The organism is Haliscomenobacter sp., from assembly GCF_965225875.1.
Taxonomy (GTDB): Bacteria; Bacteroidota; Bacteroidia; order Chitinophagales; family Saprospiraceae; genus Haliscomenobacter.
Map to the genome: position 1 here is coordinate 2,972,952 of NZ_CBDDBS010000002.1, position 21,304 is coordinate 2,994,255.

Genomic DNA, 21,304 nt, shown 5'->3' on the forward strand with positions numbered 1-21,304 from the left:
TTTAATAACGCAGAAAAATTAACTTCCCGATTTGGGTTTTGAATAGGAAGTCGAACGGTTCATTCCAAGTGAGCTTCCTATTCAAATGCCTCAAAAAAAATCGGGAAGTAATTTTTTGCGTCATAATCAGTTACTGAGCAGAATTTTGCTCTCGCCTTCCAATTTTATGCCTGTACTTTCCTCGTAGATTTTTCGGTATTTTTCAAACAAGGCCTCCGGCATTTTATTGCCGTCGATCTTGAGGTATTTGTCGGTTAGTTCAAAGGTATAACGGCTACCCGATTTGATCAATTCATCCCCGATCAGGGTCTGCTCAATGCGCTCTCTGGTACTACCACCCCAGCCCTTCATTTTCATCAAAGGCATAGGTGTTTGTAGTCCAAAGTTGAAGACACCAGGTTCCATGTTAAATTTTTGCCCTTCAAAATGAAACTGTCGGTCACCTAACTTATGCTTCAGTTCATCCAGCTGGATGTGTACATTACCCAGTTTGTGCTTCAATTTGCGCATCTGTGCAGTGTCCAGTCTTAGCCTAACAGAATCAAAATATACATTGACCGATTCAGCCCCACGAAAACTAAAATTAGGTCTAAAAAAAGCCACCTCAGTGGAATCCATTCCATCAATCACAATCGAGCGATCAAAGCCAAGCGGGCTATCAACCCAGTTGTATTTAAATTCAGGTTTCATTTTATACTGATAACCAAACCCTTTTTTCGACCCTTCAATGATGATGTGGTCGTCGCCATTGTGATAATAGTAGTAGCCATTGCCTTTGGGAGGCATCGGAACCTTAGGTGGTGCCGGAATAGACGGTGGAGGCACATCACCGGGTAATCCTGGAGGGGGCATTTTGGGGAAAGATGGCGGCGGCGGCGGCGGCGGTACCGAAGCAATGATGTCATTGAGGGTTTCTTCGTAACTGTTGTACTCAGAGGAGGGAATCGTTTTGCCATCCACGATCAATTCCTGGATTTTTTGATCGGAAATTTTGGCCTCAATTTTTTTGCCATTTCGACTGGTTCGAATGGTAATTTTCCCTTCTGGCAAAGTATCGAAAGGTACATTTGCTGCAGGTAAAGCACTATTAGCTGAACTTACCGAGATGGCAGCTTTTTCTCGCTCGGGCTCGGGCAGTTTGCGCTCAGCTTTGAGGTTCATACACACCAGCATAAAGGCTAGCATGCCAGTAACCATTATTTTTTCACTCATGTCGGACGTATTTACGGGTTGTTGTAAAATGCGTTGAATGCGGGTAAGCAACAATTTCTTTTTACCACGGGCTGCCATGGCCAGTTGGGGTGTAAAGCCCTGCTTCATTTCTTTGATGCTGACCAGGGCTTTGGCGTATTCCAGGTTGTTTTGGCAAACGGCAACGGCAATGTCGTCGCAACAATGCTCCCGCTCGATGCGGATGCAACTGGAAATCCACCATACCCCGGGATTGAAATAAAACAAGGCTTCAATCAGGGTTTGTAAAAGGTTCAGCAAATAATCACGGCGGTAGACATGCGCCAATTCATGCGCCAAAATGGCCTCAACCTGATCTATACTCAAACCCGCCAGCAATCCTACGGGAACCAAAACCAAAGGTTTGAAATGCCCAATCACTACTGGCGATTGGATGCGCAATGACTCCAGAATGGCAACTGGGCGCTGGATTTTGAGCTTTTGTGCCAATTCGCGCAACATTTCTTCCCATTCCTCCTGTACGGGCTGAGTACCTTGGTAGCGCAGTTGCCGGATATAGGCTAATCCTCCCATCATGCGCAGCATAAAAAAGGCCAGGCCACACAACCACACCGTCACGATCATCGGTAAATGCTGGTTGAAATAATCGGTAAAACGGCCTTGCCAGTACTGCCAAAAACTTTCGGTAGCAGGGCCTGCTACTTCTGTAAACTGGACCAGACTAGTCGAATCCGATTCTACTTGTAGCATCGCCTGTTGGAAGTAGTGGTAAAAGGTGGCCCCTCCCACCAATAATACCAACAAGAGTGCAACCCCAGCGCAGCTGTAGCGCCAATGGGCCAGTCGGCGTGGTGTGCTGATCAGGATGATCGACAAGACCAAAGCAATCGTCAATGCCTGCCACAAAGAGTGAACCACCGTCCAACCTGTAGCGTAGATGAGTGCATCTGTGTAGTTGCTTTCCATAGAGTTGAGAAGTTGAAGAGTTGAGGAGTTGAGGAGTTGAGGAGTTGAGGAGTTAAGAAGTTGAGGCTACTGCGAATTAGGTTGACAATGTCCTTGTCTAAGTCGCTCGCGGTAGCCAAACTCCTCAACTTTTCAACTTCTCAACCTTTTCAATCAATGCCTTTATTTCTTGCAATTCCTCCGTCGAAGCATCGTGATCGCCCAAAGCCTGCATGACCATTTGCATGGCCGAACCTTGAAAAGCGGTATCGACCAGGCGCTGAAGCATGTTGCGCTGCACATCCGTTTGAGCCATTGCAGCGCTGTAGATGTGGGTTCGCGCATCGGCATTGCGGGTGACCAGGCCTTTTTCAAACATGATTTGTAAAAGCTTCAGGGTAGTTGTGTACCCCATTTCTTTACTACGTCGCTCATTGAGCTTGTCGTTGACCTCCCGGACCGTTGCCGGGCCTTGTTCCCAGAGTACGGTGAGGATTTCCAGTTCGGCTTCGGTGGGTTGTGGTATCTCGTTTGTTTTCATCTTCCCGGTGATTACGAAGAATTTCGTAGACAAATATATACGAAGCGTTTCGTAATTGCAAATTTTTCTTACGAAGAATTTCGTAGTTAATGCAAAAGACAGGGAATGAATAGAGAAGGTTGCATCGCGGATGCGATAAATTAAAGAGCGTTTTTAAGGAGAGATGATAAAATCTGCGCTTTACTCCTGCGCCGACCAGCGCTTCAACACCACTACAATCTCCTGCTGTGGAGCCGCAAAGCTAAACGCAGCTTCACGAAATTTCGGTGCCCGCCATTTCACTTTGATATTGTTCGAAAAAGCATAAGGCTCGGTGGGAATACCCAGCCCGTTTTTATCCATTTTACCATTGTTGTTAACATCGTGGTAAACGGCCACAGCATAAGTGCCAAAGGGAAGTTGATCACAGTTGAGTTGGGGATTGACCCCTGGTTTCAATTGAAGTGTAGCACCACGAAACGATTGGGATTCACTGGGAAAAGATTTTTCATTGTTGTACACTGCCATTCGAACGCTGCCTTGGGCTTGCAAAACGTCCTTTACTTTGACGGTCAGCGTACCTTTTTGGTCGGTTTGAACCCAGCTGAGGAGAAGGATAAAAAGAATGTTCATCATCTAGGCTTGTAATGCTCAGGTGTTCCTTAGGTGCCTTTGGTTTCTTAGGTGGTAAAATACTCTGCTTCGCAGGTTTTTTGTTTTTCACCACCTAAGAAACCAAAGGCACTTAAGGGACACTTAAGCATTACAACGCAAAAATGAACAAATGGTTATGCCGTAGCAATTATTGCTTCCTGAATAAGTGGCAAACTGACGACGAATTCCTGATCCGTCTGTTCCACCACTACCGGCTGATCGCTGAAATATTCGTAGCGGTTTTTGATGTTGGCCAGGCCAGTTTGAGTACCAGGTTCGGGGTTGGAACGCAGTTGCAAGGTGTTGCGCACCACCAGCCTTTTCCCATCTTCAATTTTTAACGAAATGCTCAATGGTTTTTCCTTCGAGATGATGTTGTGCTTGATGGCATTTTCAAAAAGCAATTGTAGTGAAAGGGGCACGATCAGGTGTTTGCGCTCTGCCTTGGGGATGTCAATGCTGATACGCAGGTTATTACAAAAACGCTCTTTGTGCAAAAACCAAAACGATTCCAGAAACTCCATTTCTTCCCAAAGCGGGATCAGGCGGCGCTCCTGAATTTCCAGAATGTAGCGGTATACTTTTGCCAGTTTTTGTACAAATTCCACAGCTTTATCGGGGTCTTCCGGGATGATGTACACCAAGGTGTTCAAGCTATTGAATAAAAAGTGAGGGTTGACCTGGCTTTTGAGGCCATCCAGTTGGGCTTGTACAAATTCCCGCTTGAGTCGCTCCGCTTCATTGAGCGAATCTTTCCAGCGGTGGTACATGTAGATGCTTTCGTAAATGGACCAAAAAAGGGCAATGAGGAAAATGGAAATCAAGTTGGTGGTCAATTCCGATGGTTCGGCATGGTCCATATGCGCCATGACCCAATGGTGCACGATATCCAGTAAAAAATTCAAGATAATGTAGGAACCACCTATCAACAAAATTGAAAACCCAATCCGCTTCCCAATTTGACTCGGATGAGGATAACGAATCCGTTTGCGGGCAATCACCGTGCGTACCGCCATCCAATAACTGATGGTATAGGTACAAGACATCGCCCAATTGACTGAGAACTCCTGAAAAGTGGTATACACATAGTCCTTAAACAACAAAAAAGGCATAATTGCCCCCAGAATGGGCACAACAATGACAATCGCCCAACGGTCGTCAAATCCAAATAGCTCGCGATTGCTCAGTTTTCTGCCTTTTTTGGGCGTCATGGTAACACTGGTTTCAATCCCAAAGCGACACATTTTAGCACAAAGGACACAAAGGAAGGCACAAAGGGCACAAAGAACAGTCATTGTCTAACTTTGTGTCCTTTGTGCCTTCCTTTGTGTCCTTTGTGCTAAAAAAATGTCGCTTTAGGCATTCTTTATGATAAACAATTCCTCTTTGTGATCTTCAACTCAGAACTGCATCCGATACATAATATCCGGGAAAAATCCCGACTGGTACACATCGTTGATGTCATTTGTCCGGGTATTGAACCTCCGACTAAAGATATTTTGTTTGCCGGTAACATTCTGAAAATCCATAAAAAACTGCTGGGAAACGTTTTTCTTCTTGCTGTTCACCCGGTAGCCGAATTTAACATCCCAGCGCAGGTAAGGTTCGTAACGTTTGCTGAAGGCCTGGTCTTCGTACAACACCTCTTCACCTACTGCTCGCGAAGCCTCCAGGTTGATCGGCGTATAATTCCGCCCGCCAGCAGTTGTGAATTTCGTGTCAAAAGTAAAGGCATTTTTGCCTCCTTTGCCAAAACGGAACTCCTTTCCCGCTAGAACATTCAAAATGTAGCCATTGTTGAAGGCTGTATTGCGCTCAATGCCATCGCTGCCCTTGTATTTTGAATCAAATACCGAGCCAGTAATCAAGGTATAGTAGCCCTTGCTGAAAAATTTCTCAATGGTCAACTCCACCCCGTAATTCTGGCCAGTACCTTCGTTCACCAGGTTACTCGCTTCCGGGAACACAAAGTCCGCCCCGGCATTCAACAGGGAAAAACTGCTGGGTGCAGCCTCTACAGGCACCTTATCCAAAGTTTGATAATAGGTTTCCGCTTTTACCCGCCAGTCGGTGCCAATTTTTTGGTCGTAAGCCAATACAAAATGGTTGGCGCGGGTGAAATCCAGGTCTTCATTGGAGGGTACAAATACGCCAGGACTGGTTTCCTCGCGGAAGAAAAATACCGGAAGCGGTTGCGTTTGATTGTGCAAACCATAGCCAAGTGTCAAAGTCTGAGTGGGCGCCAATTGCCAGCTCAATGCCAGGCGAGGCTCCAGGGCTGAAGTATTGTTGTAATCAAATAGTTGGCCGTGCAAGCCTGCATTCAAAGTCAATTTTTGCCCCAGCTTGAATTGTCCTTGCGCAAAAGCTTGCCATAGCCCCATCCCACCGTCAAAATCGCGCACAGTTTGCCAGTTTGGGGTATCCTCCCGATCCAGCACCTTGGTCGCTATATCATAAAATTGTGCCAAAATCCCGGTGCGCAGGGTAAAGCGGGCATTGAATTTTTGGTTGTAGTACGAAGACAAAGACCAGGTATCGGTCCGGTCATCCACTTCTACAATCTGGCGTCGCTCTGGGACTTCATCATTGGGCAACTGGTATTCGTCATAGAGGTTACCAGAAGTTGACCAAGATGCCACTGTGCGCCAGTAGGCATTTTTACCCACCACGATGTTGTGCCGCAGCCCTAAAATGCCCAGGCGGGATTTCACGTAGGAATCTTTGCCCGTTTCGGCGAACAGGTCATCGTCATCCAGGTCTTTGCCCAAAAAGTCGATGTTGCTGCTCGCCCCAATGCCAAAGATGGAAAACTTGCCGATTTTGCTGTTGGGCAAATCAAACTTAAAGGATACGTCCCGATAATTCGGAATGGCAGCCGTACCAACCGGGATACCCACCACATCGGCCAATTGTACAAAGGAGTTGCGCACACTCACAATGTAAGAAGAGTTGTGCTTTTTGCTCAAAGGTCCTTCTGCCATGGCTTCCAAACCACTAAAGGCTGCCAATTGGAAGGTGTATTCTGCCTTGTCTGAATTGCCACTGCGGAAACCCAAATCAAACACCCCCGACATGGCATTGCCATATTCTGAAGGAAAAGCAGAGGTAAAAAAATCAGAACTCCGCAGCAAATTGGGGTTGATCGCACTTACCGGGCCACCCGTTGTACCGGAGGTAGAAAAATGGTTGGGGTTGGGAATAGGAATGCCTTCCAAACGCCACAACAATCCCGTAGGCGAGTTACCTCGAATGACGATATCGTTGCGGGAATCATTGGCCGCAGCTACCCCGGCAAAACTTCCGGCCAGGCGGGCAACGTCGTTGCGCCCTCCCGAAAAACGGTTTACTTCTTCCACATTAAAGGAACGGGCACTGACACTGGCCATGTCGTTGTTGGCTTTGTCTTTGTTGACGGCGGCAGAAATCACCACTTCGTCCATTTTGACTACGGCCTCTTCCAGACTAAGCTCGAGTACCACTTCTTTGCCCGCTGAAACCAGCACATTGGGTACGGTAATGCTGTTGTAGCCCAGGTAACTGACCCGAAAAGCCTGGCGCCCCAGGGGTACTGCTTCAATGCTGAATTTACCATCCAGATCCGTCACGGCGCCTTTGGCCGGATTGGAGTTGAGCAGTTCAATGGTTACGCCGATCAGGGCTTGTTCGGATTGTTTGTCAAAAACGCTTCCTTTTACCGTTTGGCTGTTTTGAGCCAGCGCAGATAGGCCAAAGAGGCAGAGGATAAAAAAAACAGTCGAGTGTTTAAGAGCCTTCATAATGAGTATAGGTTTGTGTTGGTATAAGTCGGTGTCGATCAGATTCGATCAATTCTAAAATTCAACGCCTTGCTGGTTCAAGTGCTAGCTGGTTCAAGTCTCCAGACTTGAACCAATATCAACACGTCTCCAGACGTGTGTTTGCTCGATATTTTCGCATTGCTCATGCGTCAGAGACGCGAAAATATAGGTTCAAGTCTGGAGACTTGAACCAGCAAGAGGAGTAGACAGTATGCGGGACACACCCGTGGCTGACTACGCTGCAAAAATGGCCTGATATCGGGCCGTAAACCAGCGTTTTGTGCCCAGTTGTAATTTGAATGGAGTGAATTGTAGGATTAAATGGCTGAGTTGTTGGGGCAGAAGGCCATTTTTGGGGCAAAACACAATTTTCACCACAAACAACCATTATTAGAGCAGCACAATCTTTGTACTTGTTATGAAGGATTGTTTTTACTCAAAAAACCAAAGAAAATGATTAAAAGAACCTTGTTCGTACTGAGCATCGCCCTCTTGGCCAGTTCATGTGACACCCTTTCCAACCTCGTTACATCGGTATATTCCGAACCCACTGAGGCAGAAATTGGCTCCGGTTTGAAGTCTGCGCTGGAAATTGGCATCAGCAAAGGCTCCGATGCACTTTCACAGGTAGATGGTTATTTCAAAAGCCCCTACAAAATCCTCTTACCAGCAGAAGCCCGCAACGTCACCGCCAAGTTGAAAAACGTACCAGGTTTTTCCGACCTGGAAAATATAATCCTGGAAAAAATCAACCGAGGTGCCGAAGATGCCGCTAAAAAGGCCAAACCAATTTTTGTGTCAGCCATCACTGAAATCACTTTTAGCGACGCTTTGAATATCCTGATGGGGCAACCGGATGCAGCAACCCAATACCTGCAACAAAAGACCAATGAACAATTGTACCAGGAGTTTAATCCGGTCATCGTTGAATCCTTGGATAAATTCCAGGCCCGTAAAGTGTGGTCGGACGCAGTAGCGGTGTACAACAAAATCCCGCTGATCAACAAAGCCAACCCTGATTTGGGCGATTACGTTACCCGTGAAGCGCTGAAAGGTATGTTTGGCATGGTGGCCAAAGAAGAGCAAAACATCCGTACCAATGTCTCCGCCCGGACGAGCGACTTGCTGCGAAAAGTTTTTGCTAAACAAGACAAGAAGTAACTTTGTTGAGAAGTTTAGGAGTTGAGAAGTTTAGGCTGCCGCAGTTGCTTAGACACATCCTGGTCAGAGTCGCTGCGGCAGCCTAAACTCCTCAACCCTCTCAATTGCTCAACTCAATCACTATGGAATACAACAAGCTTAGTCCAGAAGAAGAATACGTCATCCTGAAAAAAGGAACCGAACGGCCTTTTACCGGCGAATATTACAATTTTAAAGGAGCGGGTACTTATCTTTGCCGCCAGTGCAATACGCCCTTGTACCGCTCGGAGGACAAATTCGATTCCGGTTGCGGCTGGCCGAGTTTCGACGACGAAATTCCCGGTGCAGTCAAACAGGTACCCGACGCCGATGGTCGCCGCATCGAAATTCTTTGCAATACCTGTGGCGGGCACCTGGGGCACGTATTTAAAGGCGAACGTTTCACTGCCAAAAATACGCGGCATTGTGTGAATAGTTTGTCGATGCGTTTTGTACCGGAACCATGATGCAATGCGCGTGTAGAGACGCACGGCCGTGCGTCTCCACCTCCTGAAACACCCTGAAATCATGCAACACCTGAAAAAGCTGTTTACACAGCCCCTTACCCTCCTTGTTCTATTCGTTCTACTCGCCATTTTGGCTTCTGTGCAATCCGTTTTATTGGGACTCAAAACCTTCCAGCCCGACGGGCCGTTGTATACCCATTACAACAACTACGTCATTTTTGTCCAGTCCTTTTTCCACTTGGTGGAGCAAAAAGACCTCTACATTCTCTACCCCGCCGAACATTGGGATTTGTACAAATACAGTCCAACTTTTGCCCTGTTTTTTGGGCTCTTTGCTTATTTGCCTGCTGTAGTCGGCTTGAGTTTATGGAATGTGCTCAATGCGCTGATTTTGTTTTTTGGAGTAAAGGCGCTACCTAACTTTACCAATAAACAAAAGGCATTGTTGCTCCTGGTGGTGGTACTGGAACTCATGACCAGCCTGCAAAACGCTCAAAGCAATGCCATGATGGCCGGGCTGTTGATCTGGGCTTTTGCTTGCCTTGAACGCCGGCAATACCTGGCAGCCACGTTTTTTATCATGGCAACGGTGTACATCAAAATTTTTGGGCTGGTGGCCATGGCCCTGTTTTTGTTTTACCCCCGCAAAGGTCAATTGGCCTTGTACAGTGCGCTTTGGGCAGTGGTTTTGTTCGTGTTGCCATTGGTCGTAGTGGATTGGCAGCAATTGTTGTTCCTCTACCGCAGTTGGGGCCATTTGTTGCAGGACGACCATAGCATTTCCTACGGTTTTTCGGTGATGGGTTGGTTGAATACCTGGTTTGGCTTGATGCCAGACAAAATAGTAGTGCTTGGCATCGGCGTGTTGTTGTTTTGCCTGCCCTTGCTGCGCTTCAAGTTGTATTCAAATTTCACCTTTCGCACCCTAACCCTTTGCTCCGTGCTCATTTGGGTAATTATTTTTAACCACAAAGCGGAGTCAGCCACCTTTGTGATTGCCATGAGTGGCATTGCGATCTGGTTTTTTGCACAGGAAAAATTGAGCACGGAAAATCTGGTACTACTAATACTGGCGATTGTTTTTACATCCCTTTCACCCACCGATTTGTTCCCCAAATTCATCCGCAAGGGTTTTTTAGAACCTTATGTGGTCAAGGCGGTACCTTGTATCCTTATTTGGGGGAAAATCATTTGGGAAATGTTGCGGATGCCCAGGGCCGAGCAGATAGTAGAGGTCGATTGATCAGGTAATTTCGCCATTCCCGTTCAGGTGCCCATCCAGCCGCAGACCGGTCGAATATTTGACCTCCGACATGACAAAGGAACTTTGTACCTGCCCCAGTTCTTCCAAATTGGCCAAACGATTGACCATAAACTCCTGGTATTCGTTCATGCTACGGACAATGACCTTCAACAAATAATCATAAGTACCCGCAATGTGGTAACATTCCACGATTTCAGGAAAACCGCTGATTTGCTGTTCAAAGGTTTTGAGGACTTGCCGATTGTGTCCCTTGAGTGAAACACTACAAAATACAACTACATGAAAATCGAGCATGTCTTTGTTCACCAGCGCTACATAGCGCTTAATGTAGCCTTCTTCCTCCATCCTGCGAATACGTTCGTAAACGGGCGTAGCAGTCATGCCTAATTCGGAGGCAATTTCCTTGATGGTGTACTTGGCATCTACCTGCAATAAATCTAAAATGCGGTAATCAATGTGATCCAGCGTTTTCATACTAATCTCGGATTGAGGGTTTAGCGCAGAGTGTGGTAGGAGGTCAAAATCGCTTGAGATCTATACAGAACTGAATAATAGGTGAAAATAAGTATTCTGTTCCAGCATTTAAGCAATATGATGAAAATTTATTCTAAAAACAGTTCATTTTTTGGAAAAATAAAAGAAATGGCAGCATTTAGCCATTCTGCGTATCTTGTGCCCGATTTCTTTGAGTATGAATACGACTAAAAGCAGAAAAAATGAATGTGGATGCTTGTGAAATCAATCGTTGGGAATTACTCCGCCGCCAATTGAACAACCTGGATCAACAACATTTCGAGGAATTGGTACAAGCCGCACCGGATGCGATCGTTCTGGATGTCCGCACCCAGTCCGAATTTGAAGCAGGGCACCTGCCTGGTGCCATCCACATGGATTATTTTGGCCCCGATTTGATCGAACAAATGGATGCATTGGACAAAAGTAAACCTTACCTCGTTTACTGCCGCAGCGGTCGGCGCTCAGTAAGGGTTTGTGTCCTGATGCGCAACAGTGGATTCAAAGAAGTGTACAACCTGGATGGAGGGATAAAGGCATGGCAATAATTTTTTTGGCCATTCTCGATTTTAAATTATTAATGATATCTGCCAAAATTGGTAAAATCTCCACAACCTCTTTTTTTCATCCGCCACTCTGTCATCTTTTTCCATTTGGACATTGTTTTGATGGGAAAAAAGTATGGAACATTCATCCCATATCACCCATATCTCGACTACCCACAACGATGGCCCATTGCTGGATGCCTATTCTCGGACCATCACCGGAGTGGTTGCGGCGGTTGCCGACTCGGTAGTACACATTGAAGTAAAGAAGAAAAGCAACGATAGAAGAAACAAAGGACAGGCCATGCCCGCTGGTACTGGCTCGGGATTCATCATCTCCTCCGACGGATTTATCCTCACCAACAACCACGTAGTAGATGCGGCGGATCAAATCAGCGTATCCTTCACCGACGGGCGTAGGGTCAATGCCGAGATCAAAGGTAAAGATGCATCCACAGATATCGCTGTCTTAAAAATTGACGATACCGGGCTCAAAGCCTTACAATTGGCGGATTCCTCACATCTTCAAGTTGGCCAAATCGCGGTAGCCATTGGCAATCCGATGGGTTTGCAATACACAGTAACCACAGGGGTCGTTAGCGCCCTGGGCCGAACCTTACGCGCCAACAATGGCCGATTGATCGACGATGTAATTCAAACCGATGCTGCATTAAACCCTGGCAATAGTGGCGGCCCATTGCTCAATTCTCTCGGACAGGTGATTGGTGTCAACACCGCTATTGTCGCCTCAGCGCAAGGTTTATGTTTCGCCATCGCCTCCAATTTGGCCGAATACATTGCCGGACAATTGATCCTCCATGGCCAGGTGCGCCGCGCCCAAATCGGCATCGGTGCCCAGGGTGTCAATCTCACGAACCGTATGATCGCCGCCAACCGCCTGAGCACTGCTACGGGCGTATACGTTTACGAGGTCATCCCCGACGGGCATTTCAACAACCAACAATTGCGCAAAGGCGACATCATCGTAGACTTTGAAGGGAATCCGGTTGCCTCCGTGGACGACCTGCACAAACTGCTCAATTTCAGCCGCATCGGGCAACGCACCCAGCTGGGTGTTTTGCGAAATGGGCACCGGGTTGATGTAGAAGTCATTCCGGGGCAAGTGACGCTTTAAATGCTGCGAGGCGCTGGTTTTTTGTGTAAATTTGCGCTGGGAATTACCACAGTATTTTTGACTTAAGGATATACCACTTCGCGTATCCATTCTAAGGTGTCCTAAGGTGCCTAAGGTGGTTCAAATAAAAACTTTTGCGCGCAAGCGCGTAGAACACTTTTTTTCTGAACCACCTTAGGCACCTTAGAGCACCTTAGCAACGATGCTTCTAATGCATTCGTAAGTAAAAAATATTTGGTGGTGAATTTCCCAACTGACCAGATCGCCAAATTATGGAAACCATCACCGCCTACCAGCCCCAATACAAAATCCGCATCGTCACCGCCGCCTCCCTCTTCGACGGCCACGATGCCGCCATCAACATCATGCGGCGTATCCTGCAAAGCTCAGGTGCCGAAATCATCCACCTGGGGCACAACCGCTCGGTGCGTGAGATCGTCGACGCAGCGATTCAGGAAGACGTACAAGGCATTGCCATTACCTCCTACCAAGGCGGGCATCTGGAGTTCTTTAAGTACATGTACGACCTACTGAAGGAACAAGGCGCGGGGCACATCAAAATTTTTGGCGGAGGCGGTGGCACTATTCTGCCCCAGGAAATTGAAGAGCTTCAGGCCTACGGCATTGCCCGAATCTACTCACCCGACGATGGGCGGCACATGGGTTTGCAAGGCATGATCAATGACTTGTTGCAAAAATGTGATTTCCCGGTAGGGCAACACCTCAATGGAGAGTTAAAAACTTTCCACCTGCGCGAAGGGCGCAGCATCGCGCGGATGATTTCAGCCATCGAAAATTATCCCGAAGCCAATCGGGAGTGGTTGGAAAAATTGAGCAAAGAAGTTGGCAATAAAAACATCCCGGTACTTGGCATCACTGGCACGGGTGGGGCGGGCAAGAGTAGTTTGGTAGATGAATTACTGCGGCGTTTTTTACTCGATTTCCCCGATAAAACCATCGCCATCGTTTCCGTCGATCCCTCCAAGCGCAAAACGGGCGGGGCCTTACTCGGCGACCGCATCCGCATGAATGCCGCCAGCAATCCCCGGGTGTACATGCGCTCTCTGGCGACCCGCCAATCCAATCTGGCCCTCTCTCGCTATGTAGCCGACGCAGTCAATATCCTCAAGGCCGCCCAATACGACCTGATCATCCTGGAAACTTCGGGTATCGGCCAATCGGATACTGAAATTGTAGACCATTCCGACATTTCCCTCTACGTGATGACCCCCGAATACGGCGCCGCTACCCAGCTGGAAAAAATCGACATGATCGATTATGCCGACGTGATTGCCATCAACAAATTTGACAAACGCGGCGCGCTGGATGCCCTGCGCGACGTCAAAAAACAATACCAAAGAGCCCACCAATTGTGGCAAAAAGCAGTAGAGGACATGCCCGTTTTTGGCACCATCGCTTCGCAGTTCAATGACCCGGGAATGAACCGCCTGTACCGCAAAGTGATGGAGGTGCTGGTGGAAAAAACGGGGGCCAATTTGCCCTCCCACCTCCAAGCTGGAACTGAGGCGAGCACAAAGGTCTTCATCATTCCTCCCCAGCGGGTGCGCTATCTCTCGGAAATTGCCGAAAGCAACCGCGCTTACGAGCAAAAGGTAATCCAGGAAAGTGAACTGGCCCGCCAACTTTTTGCACTCGATACCAGTATCAAAACCTTGCAACAACGCGGTGTTTCCACCGAGCTGATCCAGGCACTGAGCGAACAATACCAACAACTTGAACAATACCTTTCGCCCGCGGCCAAAAAAATCCTGGCCGAGTGGCCTGCCCGCATTGCCGCCTATGCCGGCGACGAATTTGTGTATAAGGTACGAGGCAAAGAAATTCGGGTGCCCACTTTCACCACCTCTCTTTCCCACACCCGCATTCCCCGCGTAGCCCTGCCGAAATACCAGGACTGGGGCGAAATCCTGCGTTGGGTGATGCGCGAAAATGTGCCGGGTGAGTTCCCTTATGCCGCTGGAGTATTTCCTTTCAAACGGGAAGGGGAGGACCCCACCCGCATGTTCGCTGGCGAAGGTGGCCCCGAGCGCACCAATCGCCGCTTCCACTACGTATCGCTAGACATGCCCGCCATTCGCCTCTCCACCGCCTTTGATTCAGTGACGCTGTACGGCGAAGACCCCGATTACCGACCCGATATTTATGGAAAAATTGGCAATTCAGGGGTGAGCATTTGTTGTTTGGACGATGCCAAAAAACTGTACTCCGGCTTCGACCTTTGTGATCCGCGTACCTCGGTATCGATGACCATCAATGGCCCTGCCGCCACCATCACTGCGTTTTTTATGAATGCGGCGATTGACCAGCAGTGTGAAAAATACATTCGGGAGCACCATTTGGAAGCGGTGGTGGAGACCAAGTTGCAGGAGTTGTATGATAAAAAGGGTATGCATCGCCCGCAATACCATGGCGAAATTCCAGCGGGCAACAATGGCCTGGGGTTGCTTTTATTGGGCATTACTGGCGATCAGGTTTTGCCCGCCGAGGTATACGCCCAACTCAAAGCCAAAGCGCTGAGTGCCGTGCGGGGAACTGTGCAGGCGGACATTCTGAAAGAGGATCAGGCGCAAAATACCTGTATTTTTTCCACCGAGTTTTCCTTAAAATTGATGGGGGATATGCAGGAGTATTTCGTGCAGCAACAGGTGCGCAATTTTTACTCGGTGTCCATTTCGGGCTACCACATCGCTGAAGCAGGTGCCAACCCGATTTCCCAACTGGCTTTTACCCTTGCGAATGGTTTTACTTTTGTGGAGTACTACCTCTCCCGGGGCATGCACATCGACGATTTTGCACCCAACCTTTCCTTCTTTTTTTCCAATGGCGTCGATCCTGAATACGCAGTGATTGGCAGGGTGGCTCGCCGCATTTGGGCCAAGGCCATGAAGGAAAAATACGGAGCCAACGAGCGCTCCCAAATGCTCAAATACCACATCCAAACCAGTGGACGCTCCCTGCATGCACAGGAGATCGACTTCAACGACATCCGTACCACCCTACAAGCACTTTATGCCATTTATGACAACTGCAACTCCCTGCATACCAATGCCTACGACGAAGCAATCACCACCCCCACCGAAGAAAGTGTGCGCCGCGCCATGGCCATCCAGTTGATCATCAACAAGGAATTGGGCCTGGCCAAAAACGAAAATCCGTTGCAAGGCGCTTTCATCATTGAGGAGTTGACCGATTTGGTGGAAGAGGCAGTATTGCTCGAATTTGACCGCCTGAGCGAACGGGGTGGTGTACTCGGAGCCATGGAAACCATGTACCAACGGGGCAAAATCCAGGAGGAAAGCCTTTACTACGAAACCTTGAAACACAATGGCGATTTCCCCATCATCGGGGTGAATACTTTCCTGAGCAAAGAGGGTTCCCTGACAATCATCCCTTCGGAGGTGATTCGGGCCACGCCGGAAGAGAAGGAAGCGCAGATTCAAACGTTGCAAGGTTTGAATCAGGCGCAAGTAGCAAGGTCAAGCCAGGCTTTGCAGGATTTGCAGACATTAGCGGTGCGCAATGAGAATCTTTTTGCCGCGCTCATGGAAACGGTCAAGAGCTGCTCGCTGGGGCAGATTACACATGCTTTGTATGCGGTAGGGGGACAATACCGCCGAAGTATGTAGAGCCAAAAAAGTATTCAATTAGGTGCCTAAGGCGCACTATCCCTTAGGTGACCCCTAAGGTGAACTACGGTGCCTAAGGTGGTGAAAAAGAAAAAAGCCTGCGAAGCAGGCCCGTATTCGCCACTTCTGACATTTTAGCACCATCTTAAAGTTGCCTTTTAATTGGACGCCTCCTGTTGTTTAATCGCCGCTTTGTAAAGCAAAGGCGCCAGTCCGAATTTTTTCCGAAAGGCATTGTAAAAAGACACCTTGTTGTTGAATCCCGCCAGGTAGGCGATCTCTTTGACCGATAATTCTGGTTCAACCTCACTCAGCAACAACTCTCTTGCCTTTTCCACCCGCAAATTGTTGATGTACTCATAAAAATTGCAGCCAATCGCCTCGTTGATCGTTTGGGAAAGATGGTATTTGGAGACATCCAGGCGTTGGGCCAGTTGCTCCAAACTCAGTTCTGCCTCCAGGTACAACTCCTCCTTTTCCATCACCTGTTTTAACTTACGTTCTATCCCTGACAACACCGTTTGGGGCAAATTTGAGCTGGAGCTTTTGCTCACCAGTACCGGGTTTTTCCAACCCAAACCATCGAATACAGCTGGCTGCGTGTATCCTGCGTAGGCAATAAAAAACACCAGAACCGTCATGGCCATTGAAATCTGGTAATCCCAGCTCAGGTTGAAAAAAGAGAAACGAACCAGTACAAAATAACTGCTGTAACAAATGGCGAATCCCAGAAAGGCCCAGGCCAGGCCGCGGGTCCAGAAACTGATGCTGCTGTTGATTTCACTTTGACGATAGGCATAACGAATGATCCAGATGGAAAAACCAAGCAGGTAGCCCAAACGGGCATACAATAAAACCAACCTAATCCAGCCCATCTGTGGGTAGACCAACTGCTTTTGTAAAGCGCTGGTTTTGTAAGCAGCAGAACTAAAATACCAGGGCAAAAAAGGCAGGATCGCGAGGCAAAAAGGCAAAAAAAGCAAATAATCCAGCGGGCGTGGCCAGTAGCGCTCATACACCCAGCGCTGGTAAAACCACAAAAGCGGGCCAAACAAAAAAGGTACCTGCAAACCCAACATGGCAAAATGGGGAAACTGGTAAATGTAGCGGGTCCACCACAAGACGTATTCTGCCATCATCAACCCAAAACCGCAGAGCAAGAGAGCCAACCAGCGATTGCCGCGTCGCTCCTTGTCGGCTTTGTGCCAAAACACGAGTGTGAGGAACCAGGCCTGAAAAACGGCCAGGGCAAATAGAATGGTCCAGGTATCCAGTGAAGGCGGCTGAGGCATGGGATCTTTTTTTGCAAAAAATACACATTTGCTTGCCCAATGGGTAAATCTGAAACCAGATTTACTCCTCTTTGCCATTCAATGTACAGATTTGGGAAAAAAAGATGCAGAACACCCGACTAGTGTCCCGAGCATTAAGTAATGTATGCTTTTTGGGGACCTATTTTTTAGTTAGGCTAGGCGCGAAGAAGGAGCATAGCCGAAGCTACGTGACTGATGAGCAACAACGCCTAGCTAAAAAAGAGGCCTCTAAAAGTGTGCATTACTTAATGCTCGGGACACTAAAATTCAAACCGTTGTGCTACGGAGGCAACCTTTGGCTGACAAGCGCCATTTGGTTTGCCTCCGCTTTTTGGTTTGGCCTGCTGGCCCAAAGCCAGTTCAGCCTCCTAAAAGACAGCCTAAACCCAGCACTGAGTTTTCAGAACACCCCGGCGCGTTACAAAGGTGCAGCCTGGATCGACCTGGATGACGACAATCGGCCCGATCTGCTGGTTTGTCAGCGCTTTTTGTTTCACAATGAAGGCCATGGCAAATTTCGCCAATTGCCCGACCTGACCCGCACCCACGGCGCTCAAGGGGCTGCCGGGGCTGCCTGGGGCGATATCGACAACGACGGTGACCCCGATGCGATCCTGGCAGCCCGCAATTCTGGCTTGTACCGCAACGACGGTGCCGCCGGATTTGTCAACATCAGCCTGAGCCTACCCGGCCTGCGCGATAGCTTCCCGGCCTGGGACGCCACGCTGGCTGATGCCGACAACAACGGTCGGCTCGACCCACTTTTTGTCCACGCCCGGGGCTTTCATGGCAATCCGGCCTCACCCTGCAAGTTCTTTTTGCAGGGCAGCGATGGCCAGTTTGTCGCGCAAAGTGGTTGGTCTTTTGTCGATTCTCTGGCACCCTTTACCATTCCCACCTGGAGCGATTACGACCTGGATGGTGATCAGGACTTGTTCATTGGTACTGGTCCGGGTGGCCGACCGGGTTTTGACCATTGTTTTCAAAACCAGCTCAAGGAAACGGGCACTTTTGGCTTCATACGTTTAAAATCCTACCCTTTTGATCAGCCGCAAGACGGGCAGGTGTACAACTTCCCCGACGTGGACAACGACGGCGACCTCGATTTGTGCCTCAGCAATTATAGCGGCGCGGTGTCGGGGCTTTGGCGCAACGATGGGGGTAAGTACGTCCCCTGGCCCAGTCCTTTTTCCAATCGCCGCAGCTACCTGAGCAACAACTGGGCTGACCTCGACAACGATGGCGACCTGGATGTGCTGTTTACCCGCGATTCTGCAAATTATGTGCACTGCTACTGGAATGATGGCCGGGGTAATTTTACGGAAACTCAAACGCCGACTATCGCGGTTTATGGCCTGGCTGGAGTGTCGCTTGCCGATTACGACAACGACGGCGACCTGGATTTGTACACCAATGGGGCAGGGGCGGCGCGCTCCCTTTTCCGCAATGAGCTCGTGAGCGGCACCCAACGCCATTGGCTGCAACTCAAACTCCAGGGCACCCGTAGCAATCGCTCGGCCTTGGGGGCCAGGGTTGGCATCAAGGCGAATGGCAAATGGCAAATCCGGGAGGTACAGGCCCACAACAATTTTCAGGGGCACAACGACCTGCGGGTACACTTCGGCTTGGGGCAGGCGCAGGTGGTCGACTCGATGCGGGTATTTTGGCCTTCGGGGCATGTGGATGTTTTTGCCCAGCTTGTGGTGGATCAGTTTTTAAAATTGGAAGAGGCAGGTCGGCTGCAAGTGATCCCGGAAGATGTGGTTGATTTGGCGGTAAAAAAAGGGGGCAAAAAGGAGGAGTTGCAGCTAAAATTGCCACCTGATGTTCAAGCCAGTTCTCTGTTATTGGCGAATGAGCAAGGGGGGATTATTCCAGTGGACTTTCAGGTAAAAGGAGGTAATCTGTTTTTAAGGGCGAAGAAAATGCTGGAGGCTGGGCGGTATTATTTGACCGTTTGGGGGACAGCGGGATCGGTTCTGCGGGGGAGGTTGGTGATCACTGAATAAACTGTATCTCAATTTTTTTGAACAGTTACCAAAGCGGCATTTATTTATCACAGAGGAAAAAAGAGAGGACACAGAGGGCACAGAGTTAGACGTTGACAGTGCTTGCTCTGTGTCCTCTGTGTCCTCTCTTTTTTTTACTCTGTGATAAATAAATGTGTCGCTTTGGTTTTACTATTTTTCCATTGAGCAACCTCACGCCAACTCCGCCAATTCCATCCACCGCATCTCCTTCTCCTCAATTTGCCCCGTCAATTGATTGATTTCCTGCGAAAACTTTTTGATCTCATCCGGGGTCAAATCTGTCCGATTGAACTGATCCGCCACCTGCGCCTTTTTTTCCTCTAGTTTCTGGATTTCTTTCTCGATCCGGTTCATTTCCTTGCGTTGATCAAAAGTCAGGCCGGGTTTGGCCTCCTTTTGTTCGTCCTTGGCCTTTTGTTGCTCGGCTTTGTCCTGGCGGCGTTGTTCGCGTTCTTTTTCGCGCTGGATTTCGCGGTATTCGCTGTAATCGCCGTTGAAGTCGCGGATTTGGCCATTCCCTTCAAATACAAAAAGGTGCTCCACCACCTTGTCCATAAAGTAGCGGTCGTGCGTGACGATGATCACGCAGCCCGGGAATTCGAGGAGGAAGTCTTCCAGGATATTGAGGGTGAGGATGTCCAGGTCGTTGGTGGGCTCATCCAGAATCAGGAAGTTGGGGTTGCGCATCAGGATCATCAGCAAAAACAGGCGACGACGCTCACCTCCACTCAACTGTGATACAAACACCAACTGCTGTTTGCGGCTAAACAAAAAACGTTCCAGCAGTTGAGCTGCGCTGAGTTTGAGCCCTTTTTCCAGGGGGATGTATTCGGCAATGTCTTGCACCGCGTCGATCACCCGTTTGTCTTCTTTGAGCTGGATGCCATCCTGGGTGTAATAGCCGAAGAGGGTATTGTCGCCTTGCACAACCTTACCGGTATCGGGGCGAATTTCACCGGTGAGGATTTTGAGGAAAGTGGTTTTGCCCACACCATTGGGGCCTACGATGCCGACCCGCTCAAAAGGGCGAAACTTGTAGTTCATGCCCTCCACGATCTTCGTGCCACCAAAGGTTTTGCCGACGTTGTGCAGTTCCAGCACCTTTTTGCCCATGCGCTGGCCTTTGATGTCGATTTTCATTTCTTTTTCAACAGTGACGCTGGACACTTTTTCGTTGAGTTCGCTGTAAGAATCTACCCGCGACTTGGCCTTGGTGCTGCGGGCCTTGGGTTGGCGGCGCACCCAGTCCAGTTCTTTTTTGAGCAGTTTGCGGTCTTTCTCCAGCTCGATGTTTTCGTTTTCGGCTCGGGCGGCTTTTTTTTCCAAAAAATCCGAATAATTGCCGCTGTATTTGTACACCTGACCTTGATCCAATTCCACGATCTGGTTGCAAACCCGCTCCAGGAAGTAGCGGTCGTGGGTCACCATCAGGATGGTAAAGTTGGGCTGGGCCAGGTATTCTTCCAACCACTCAATCATATCGAGGTCCAGGTGGTTGGTAGGCTCATCGAGAATCAAAAAATCAGGATCGGCCAGGATCATGCGCACCAGGGCGAGGCGCTTTTTTTGTCCGCCCGAAAGCGTCCGCACCGGCTGGGCGTGATTGTTGATCCGAAAGCGGGTGAGCAGTTCTTTTAGTTTGGCGTCGAGGTCCCAGGCTTTGAGGTCGTCCATTTGGGTCATGGCCGCCTGCAAGATGGTTTCGTTGTCGCTTTGCAGCAAGGCCTCTTCGTAGGCTTTGATGGCCTTGAACGCTGGATTGTCGGCATCCAAAGCCGCTTCAATGATGATGTGGTTGGGGTTGAACTCCGGGTCTTGAAACAAAAATCCTACCCGGGCATCGCGGTGCATGATCATGCGGGCTTGCTCGCCTTCAGATTTTTCCAGCCCTGCTACTACTTTGAGCAAAGTGGATTTGCCGGAGCCGTTTTTGGCTACGAGCCCCACTTTTTGGTTTTTGTTGACTTGCAGGTTGATGTTTTGGAAGAGTACTTTTTCCCCGTAGGTCTTGGTCACGTTTTCCAGCGTCAGGTAATTCACGGTCTGTGGATTTTTTAGGGGGGTAAAGATAGGAAAAAATGAGGGGATATTTGACGAAAGC

General features: G+C 48.9%; 15 protein-coding genes. 7 read left to right on the forward strand and 8 right to left on the reverse strand.

What is annotated here, in order from left to right:
• Positions 1-126: 126 nt before the first annotated feature.
• The 5 genes from ACO08K_RS14545 to ACO08K_RS14565 all read right to left on the reverse strand — a co-directional run bounded on the left by ACO08K_RS14545 (position 127) and on the right by ACO08K_RS14565 (position 7,089).
• Complete coding sequence (locus tag ACO08K_RS14545) at positions 127-2,157, reverse strand: M56 family metallopeptidase (protein ID WP_421797131.1); 2,031 nt, start codon at positions 2,155-2,157, stop codon at positions 127-129.
• A gap of 124 nt (positions 2,158-2,281) precedes the next feature.
• Complete coding sequence (locus ACO08K_RS14550; protein ID WP_421797132.1) at positions 2,282-2,677, reverse strand: BlaI/MecI/CopY family transcriptional regulator; 396 nt, start codon at positions 2,675-2,677, stop codon at positions 2,282-2,284.
• Positions 2,678-2,857: 180 nt separating this feature from the next.
• Positions 2,858-3,289, reverse strand: a complete 432-nt coding sequence (locus tag ACO08K_RS14555) for a DUF2141 domain-containing protein (RefSeq protein ID WP_421797133.1) — start codon at positions 3,287-3,289, stop codon at positions 2,858-2,860.
• A 155-nt stretch (positions 3,290-3,444) separates the two neighbouring features.
• The gene (locus tag ACO08K_RS14560) at positions 3,445-4,521 is read right to left on the reverse strand and encodes a sensor histidine kinase (RefSeq protein ID WP_421797134.1); all 1,077 of its coding nucleotides are present in this window, start codon (positions 4,519-4,521) and stop codon (positions 3,445-3,447) included.
• A 189-nt stretch (positions 4,522-4,710) separates the two neighbouring features.
• Positions 4,711-7,089, reverse strand: a complete 2,379-nt coding sequence (locus ACO08K_RS14565) for a TonB-dependent receptor (protein ID WP_421797135.1) — start codon at positions 7,087-7,089, stop codon at positions 4,711-4,713.
• Positions 7,090-7,563: 474 nt separating this feature from the next.
• Between ACO08K_RS14565 and ACO08K_RS14570 the strand changes: the two genes are divergently transcribed.
• The 3 genes from ACO08K_RS14570 to ACO08K_RS14580 all read left to right on the forward strand — a co-directional run bounded on the left by ACO08K_RS14570 (position 7,564) and on the right by ACO08K_RS14580 (position 9,999).
• Positions 7,564-8,271 carry a DUF4197 domain-containing protein gene (locus ACO08K_RS14570; protein WP_421797136.1) on the forward strand — a complete coding sequence of 236 codons (708 nt, stop codon included), beginning with the start codon at positions 7,564-7,566 and terminating at the stop codon, positions 8,269-8,271.
• A gap of 122 nt (positions 8,272-8,393) precedes the next feature.
• Positions 8,394-8,756, forward strand: a complete 363-nt coding sequence (locus ACO08K_RS14575) for a methionine-R-sulfoxide reductase (protein ID WP_421797137.1) — start codon at positions 8,394-8,396, stop codon at positions 8,754-8,756.
• A gap of 61 nt (positions 8,757-8,817) precedes the next feature.
• A complete protein-coding gene (locus ACO08K_RS14580) occupies positions 8,818-9,999 on the forward strand; it encodes a glycosyltransferase family 87 protein (RefSeq protein WP_421797138.1) in 1,182 nt (393 codons plus the stop codon).
• Here ACO08K_RS14580 and ACO08K_RS14585 read toward each other — a convergent pair whose 3' ends face one another.
• Complete coding sequence (locus tag ACO08K_RS14585; protein WP_421797139.1) at positions 10,000-10,494, reverse strand: Lrp/AsnC family transcriptional regulator; 495 nt, start codon at positions 10,492-10,494, stop codon at positions 10,000-10,002.
• A 242-nt stretch (positions 10,495-10,736) separates the two neighbouring features.
• Between ACO08K_RS14585 and ACO08K_RS14590 the strand changes: the two genes are divergently transcribed.
• From ACO08K_RS14590 to ACO08K_RS14600, 3 genes are all read left to right on the forward strand, one after another.
• The gene (locus ACO08K_RS14590; RefSeq protein WP_421797140.1) at positions 10,737-11,081 is read left to right on the forward strand and encodes a rhodanese-like domain-containing protein; all 345 of its coding nucleotides are present in this window, start codon (positions 10,737-10,739) and stop codon (positions 11,079-11,081) included.
• 133 nt (positions 11,082-11,214) lie between these two features.
• Positions 11,215-12,213: a S1C family serine protease gene (locus ACO08K_RS14595; RefSeq protein WP_421797141.1), complete on the forward strand. Its 999-nt coding sequence runs from the start codon at positions 11,215-11,217 to the stop codon at positions 12,211-12,213.
• Positions 12,214-12,485: 272 nt separating this feature from the next.
• Entirely contained in the window at positions 12,486-15,860 is a 3,375-nt protein-coding gene (locus tag ACO08K_RS14600) for a methylmalonyl-CoA mutase family protein (RefSeq protein WP_421797142.1), read from the forward strand.
• Between the two features lie 158 nt (positions 15,861-16,018).
• Here the strand turns inward: ACO08K_RS14600 and ACO08K_RS14605 are convergent, their stop codons facing one another.
• On the reverse strand, positions 16,019-17,152 hold the full coding sequence (locus ACO08K_RS14605; RefSeq protein ID WP_421797143.1) for a helix-turn-helix domain-containing protein: 1,134 nt from the start codon (positions 17,150-17,152) through the stop codon (positions 16,019-16,021).
• Positions 17,153-17,421: 269 nt separating this feature from the next.
• Here ACO08K_RS14605 and ACO08K_RS14610 point away from each other — a divergent pair, with 269 nt between their 5' ends.
• Positions 17,422-19,182, forward strand: coding sequence for a CRTAC1 family protein (locus ACO08K_RS14610; RefSeq protein ID WP_421797144.1), 1,761 nt, complete (start codon positions 17,422-17,424; stop codon positions 19,180-19,182).
• 192 nt (positions 19,183-19,374) lie between these two features.
• Here the strand turns inward: ACO08K_RS14610 and ACO08K_RS14615 are convergent, their stop codons facing one another.
• Positions 19,375-21,243, reverse strand: a complete 1,869-nt coding sequence (locus tag ACO08K_RS14615) for an ABC-F family ATP-binding cassette domain-containing protein (RefSeq protein ID WP_421797145.1) — start codon at positions 21,241-21,243, stop codon at positions 19,375-19,377.
• Positions 21,244-21,304 lie beyond the last annotated feature (61 nt).

Excerpts from the sequence above, each read along its gene's own strand:
- ACO08K_RS14570 (WP_421797136.1), top strand. The coding sequence starts at position 7,564 with ATGATTAAAAGAACCTTGTTCGTACTGAGCATCGCCCTCTTGGCCAGT.
- ACO08K_RS14555 (WP_421797133.1), bottom strand. The coding sequence starts at position 3,289 with ATGAACATTCTTTTTATCCTTCTCCTCAGCTGGGTTCAAACCGACCAA.
- ACO08K_RS14600 (WP_421797142.1), top strand. The coding sequence starts at position 12,486 with ATGGAAACCATCACCGCCTACCAGCCCCAATACAAAATCCGCATCGTC.
- ACO08K_RS14575 (WP_421797137.1), top strand. The coding sequence starts at position 8,394 with ATGGAATACAACAAGCTTAGTCCAGAAGAAGAATACGTCATCCTGAAA.
- ACO08K_RS14595 (WP_421797141.1), top strand. The coding sequence starts at position 11,215 with ATGGAACATTCATCCCATATCACCCATATCTCGACTACCCACAACGAT.
- ACO08K_RS14590 (WP_421797140.1), top strand. The coding sequence starts at position 10,737 with ATGAATGTGGATGCTTGTGAAATCAATCGTTGGGAATTACTCCGCCGC.
- ACO08K_RS14610 (WP_421797144.1), top strand. The coding sequence starts at position 17,422 with ATGCTCGGGACACTAAAATTCAAACCGTTGTGCTACGGAGGCAACCTT.
- ACO08K_RS14565 (WP_421797135.1), bottom strand. The coding sequence starts at position 7,089 with ATGAAGGCTCTTAAACACTCGACTGTTTTTTTTATCCTCTGCCTCTTT.
- ACO08K_RS14545 (WP_421797131.1), bottom strand. The coding sequence starts at position 2,157 with ATGGAAAGCAACTACACAGATGCACTCATCTACGCTACAGGTTGGACG.
- ACO08K_RS14560 (WP_421797134.1), bottom strand. The coding sequence starts at position 4,521 with ATGACGCCCAAAAAAGGCAGAAAACTGAGCAATCGCGAGCTATTTGGA.
- ACO08K_RS14605 (WP_421797143.1), bottom strand. The coding sequence starts at position 17,152 with ATGCCTCAGCCGCCTTCACTGGATACCTGGACCATTCTATTTGCCCTG.
- ACO08K_RS14580 (WP_421797138.1), top strand. The coding sequence starts at position 8,818 with ATGCAACACCTGAAAAAGCTGTTTACACAGCCCCTTACCCTCCTTGTT.
- ACO08K_RS14585 (WP_421797139.1), bottom strand. The coding sequence starts at position 10,494 with ATGAAAACGCTGGATCACATTGATTACCGCATTTTAGATTTATTGCAG.
- ACO08K_RS14550 (WP_421797132.1), bottom strand. The coding sequence starts at position 2,677 with ATGAAAACAAACGAGATACCACAACCCACCGAAGCCGAACTGGAAATC.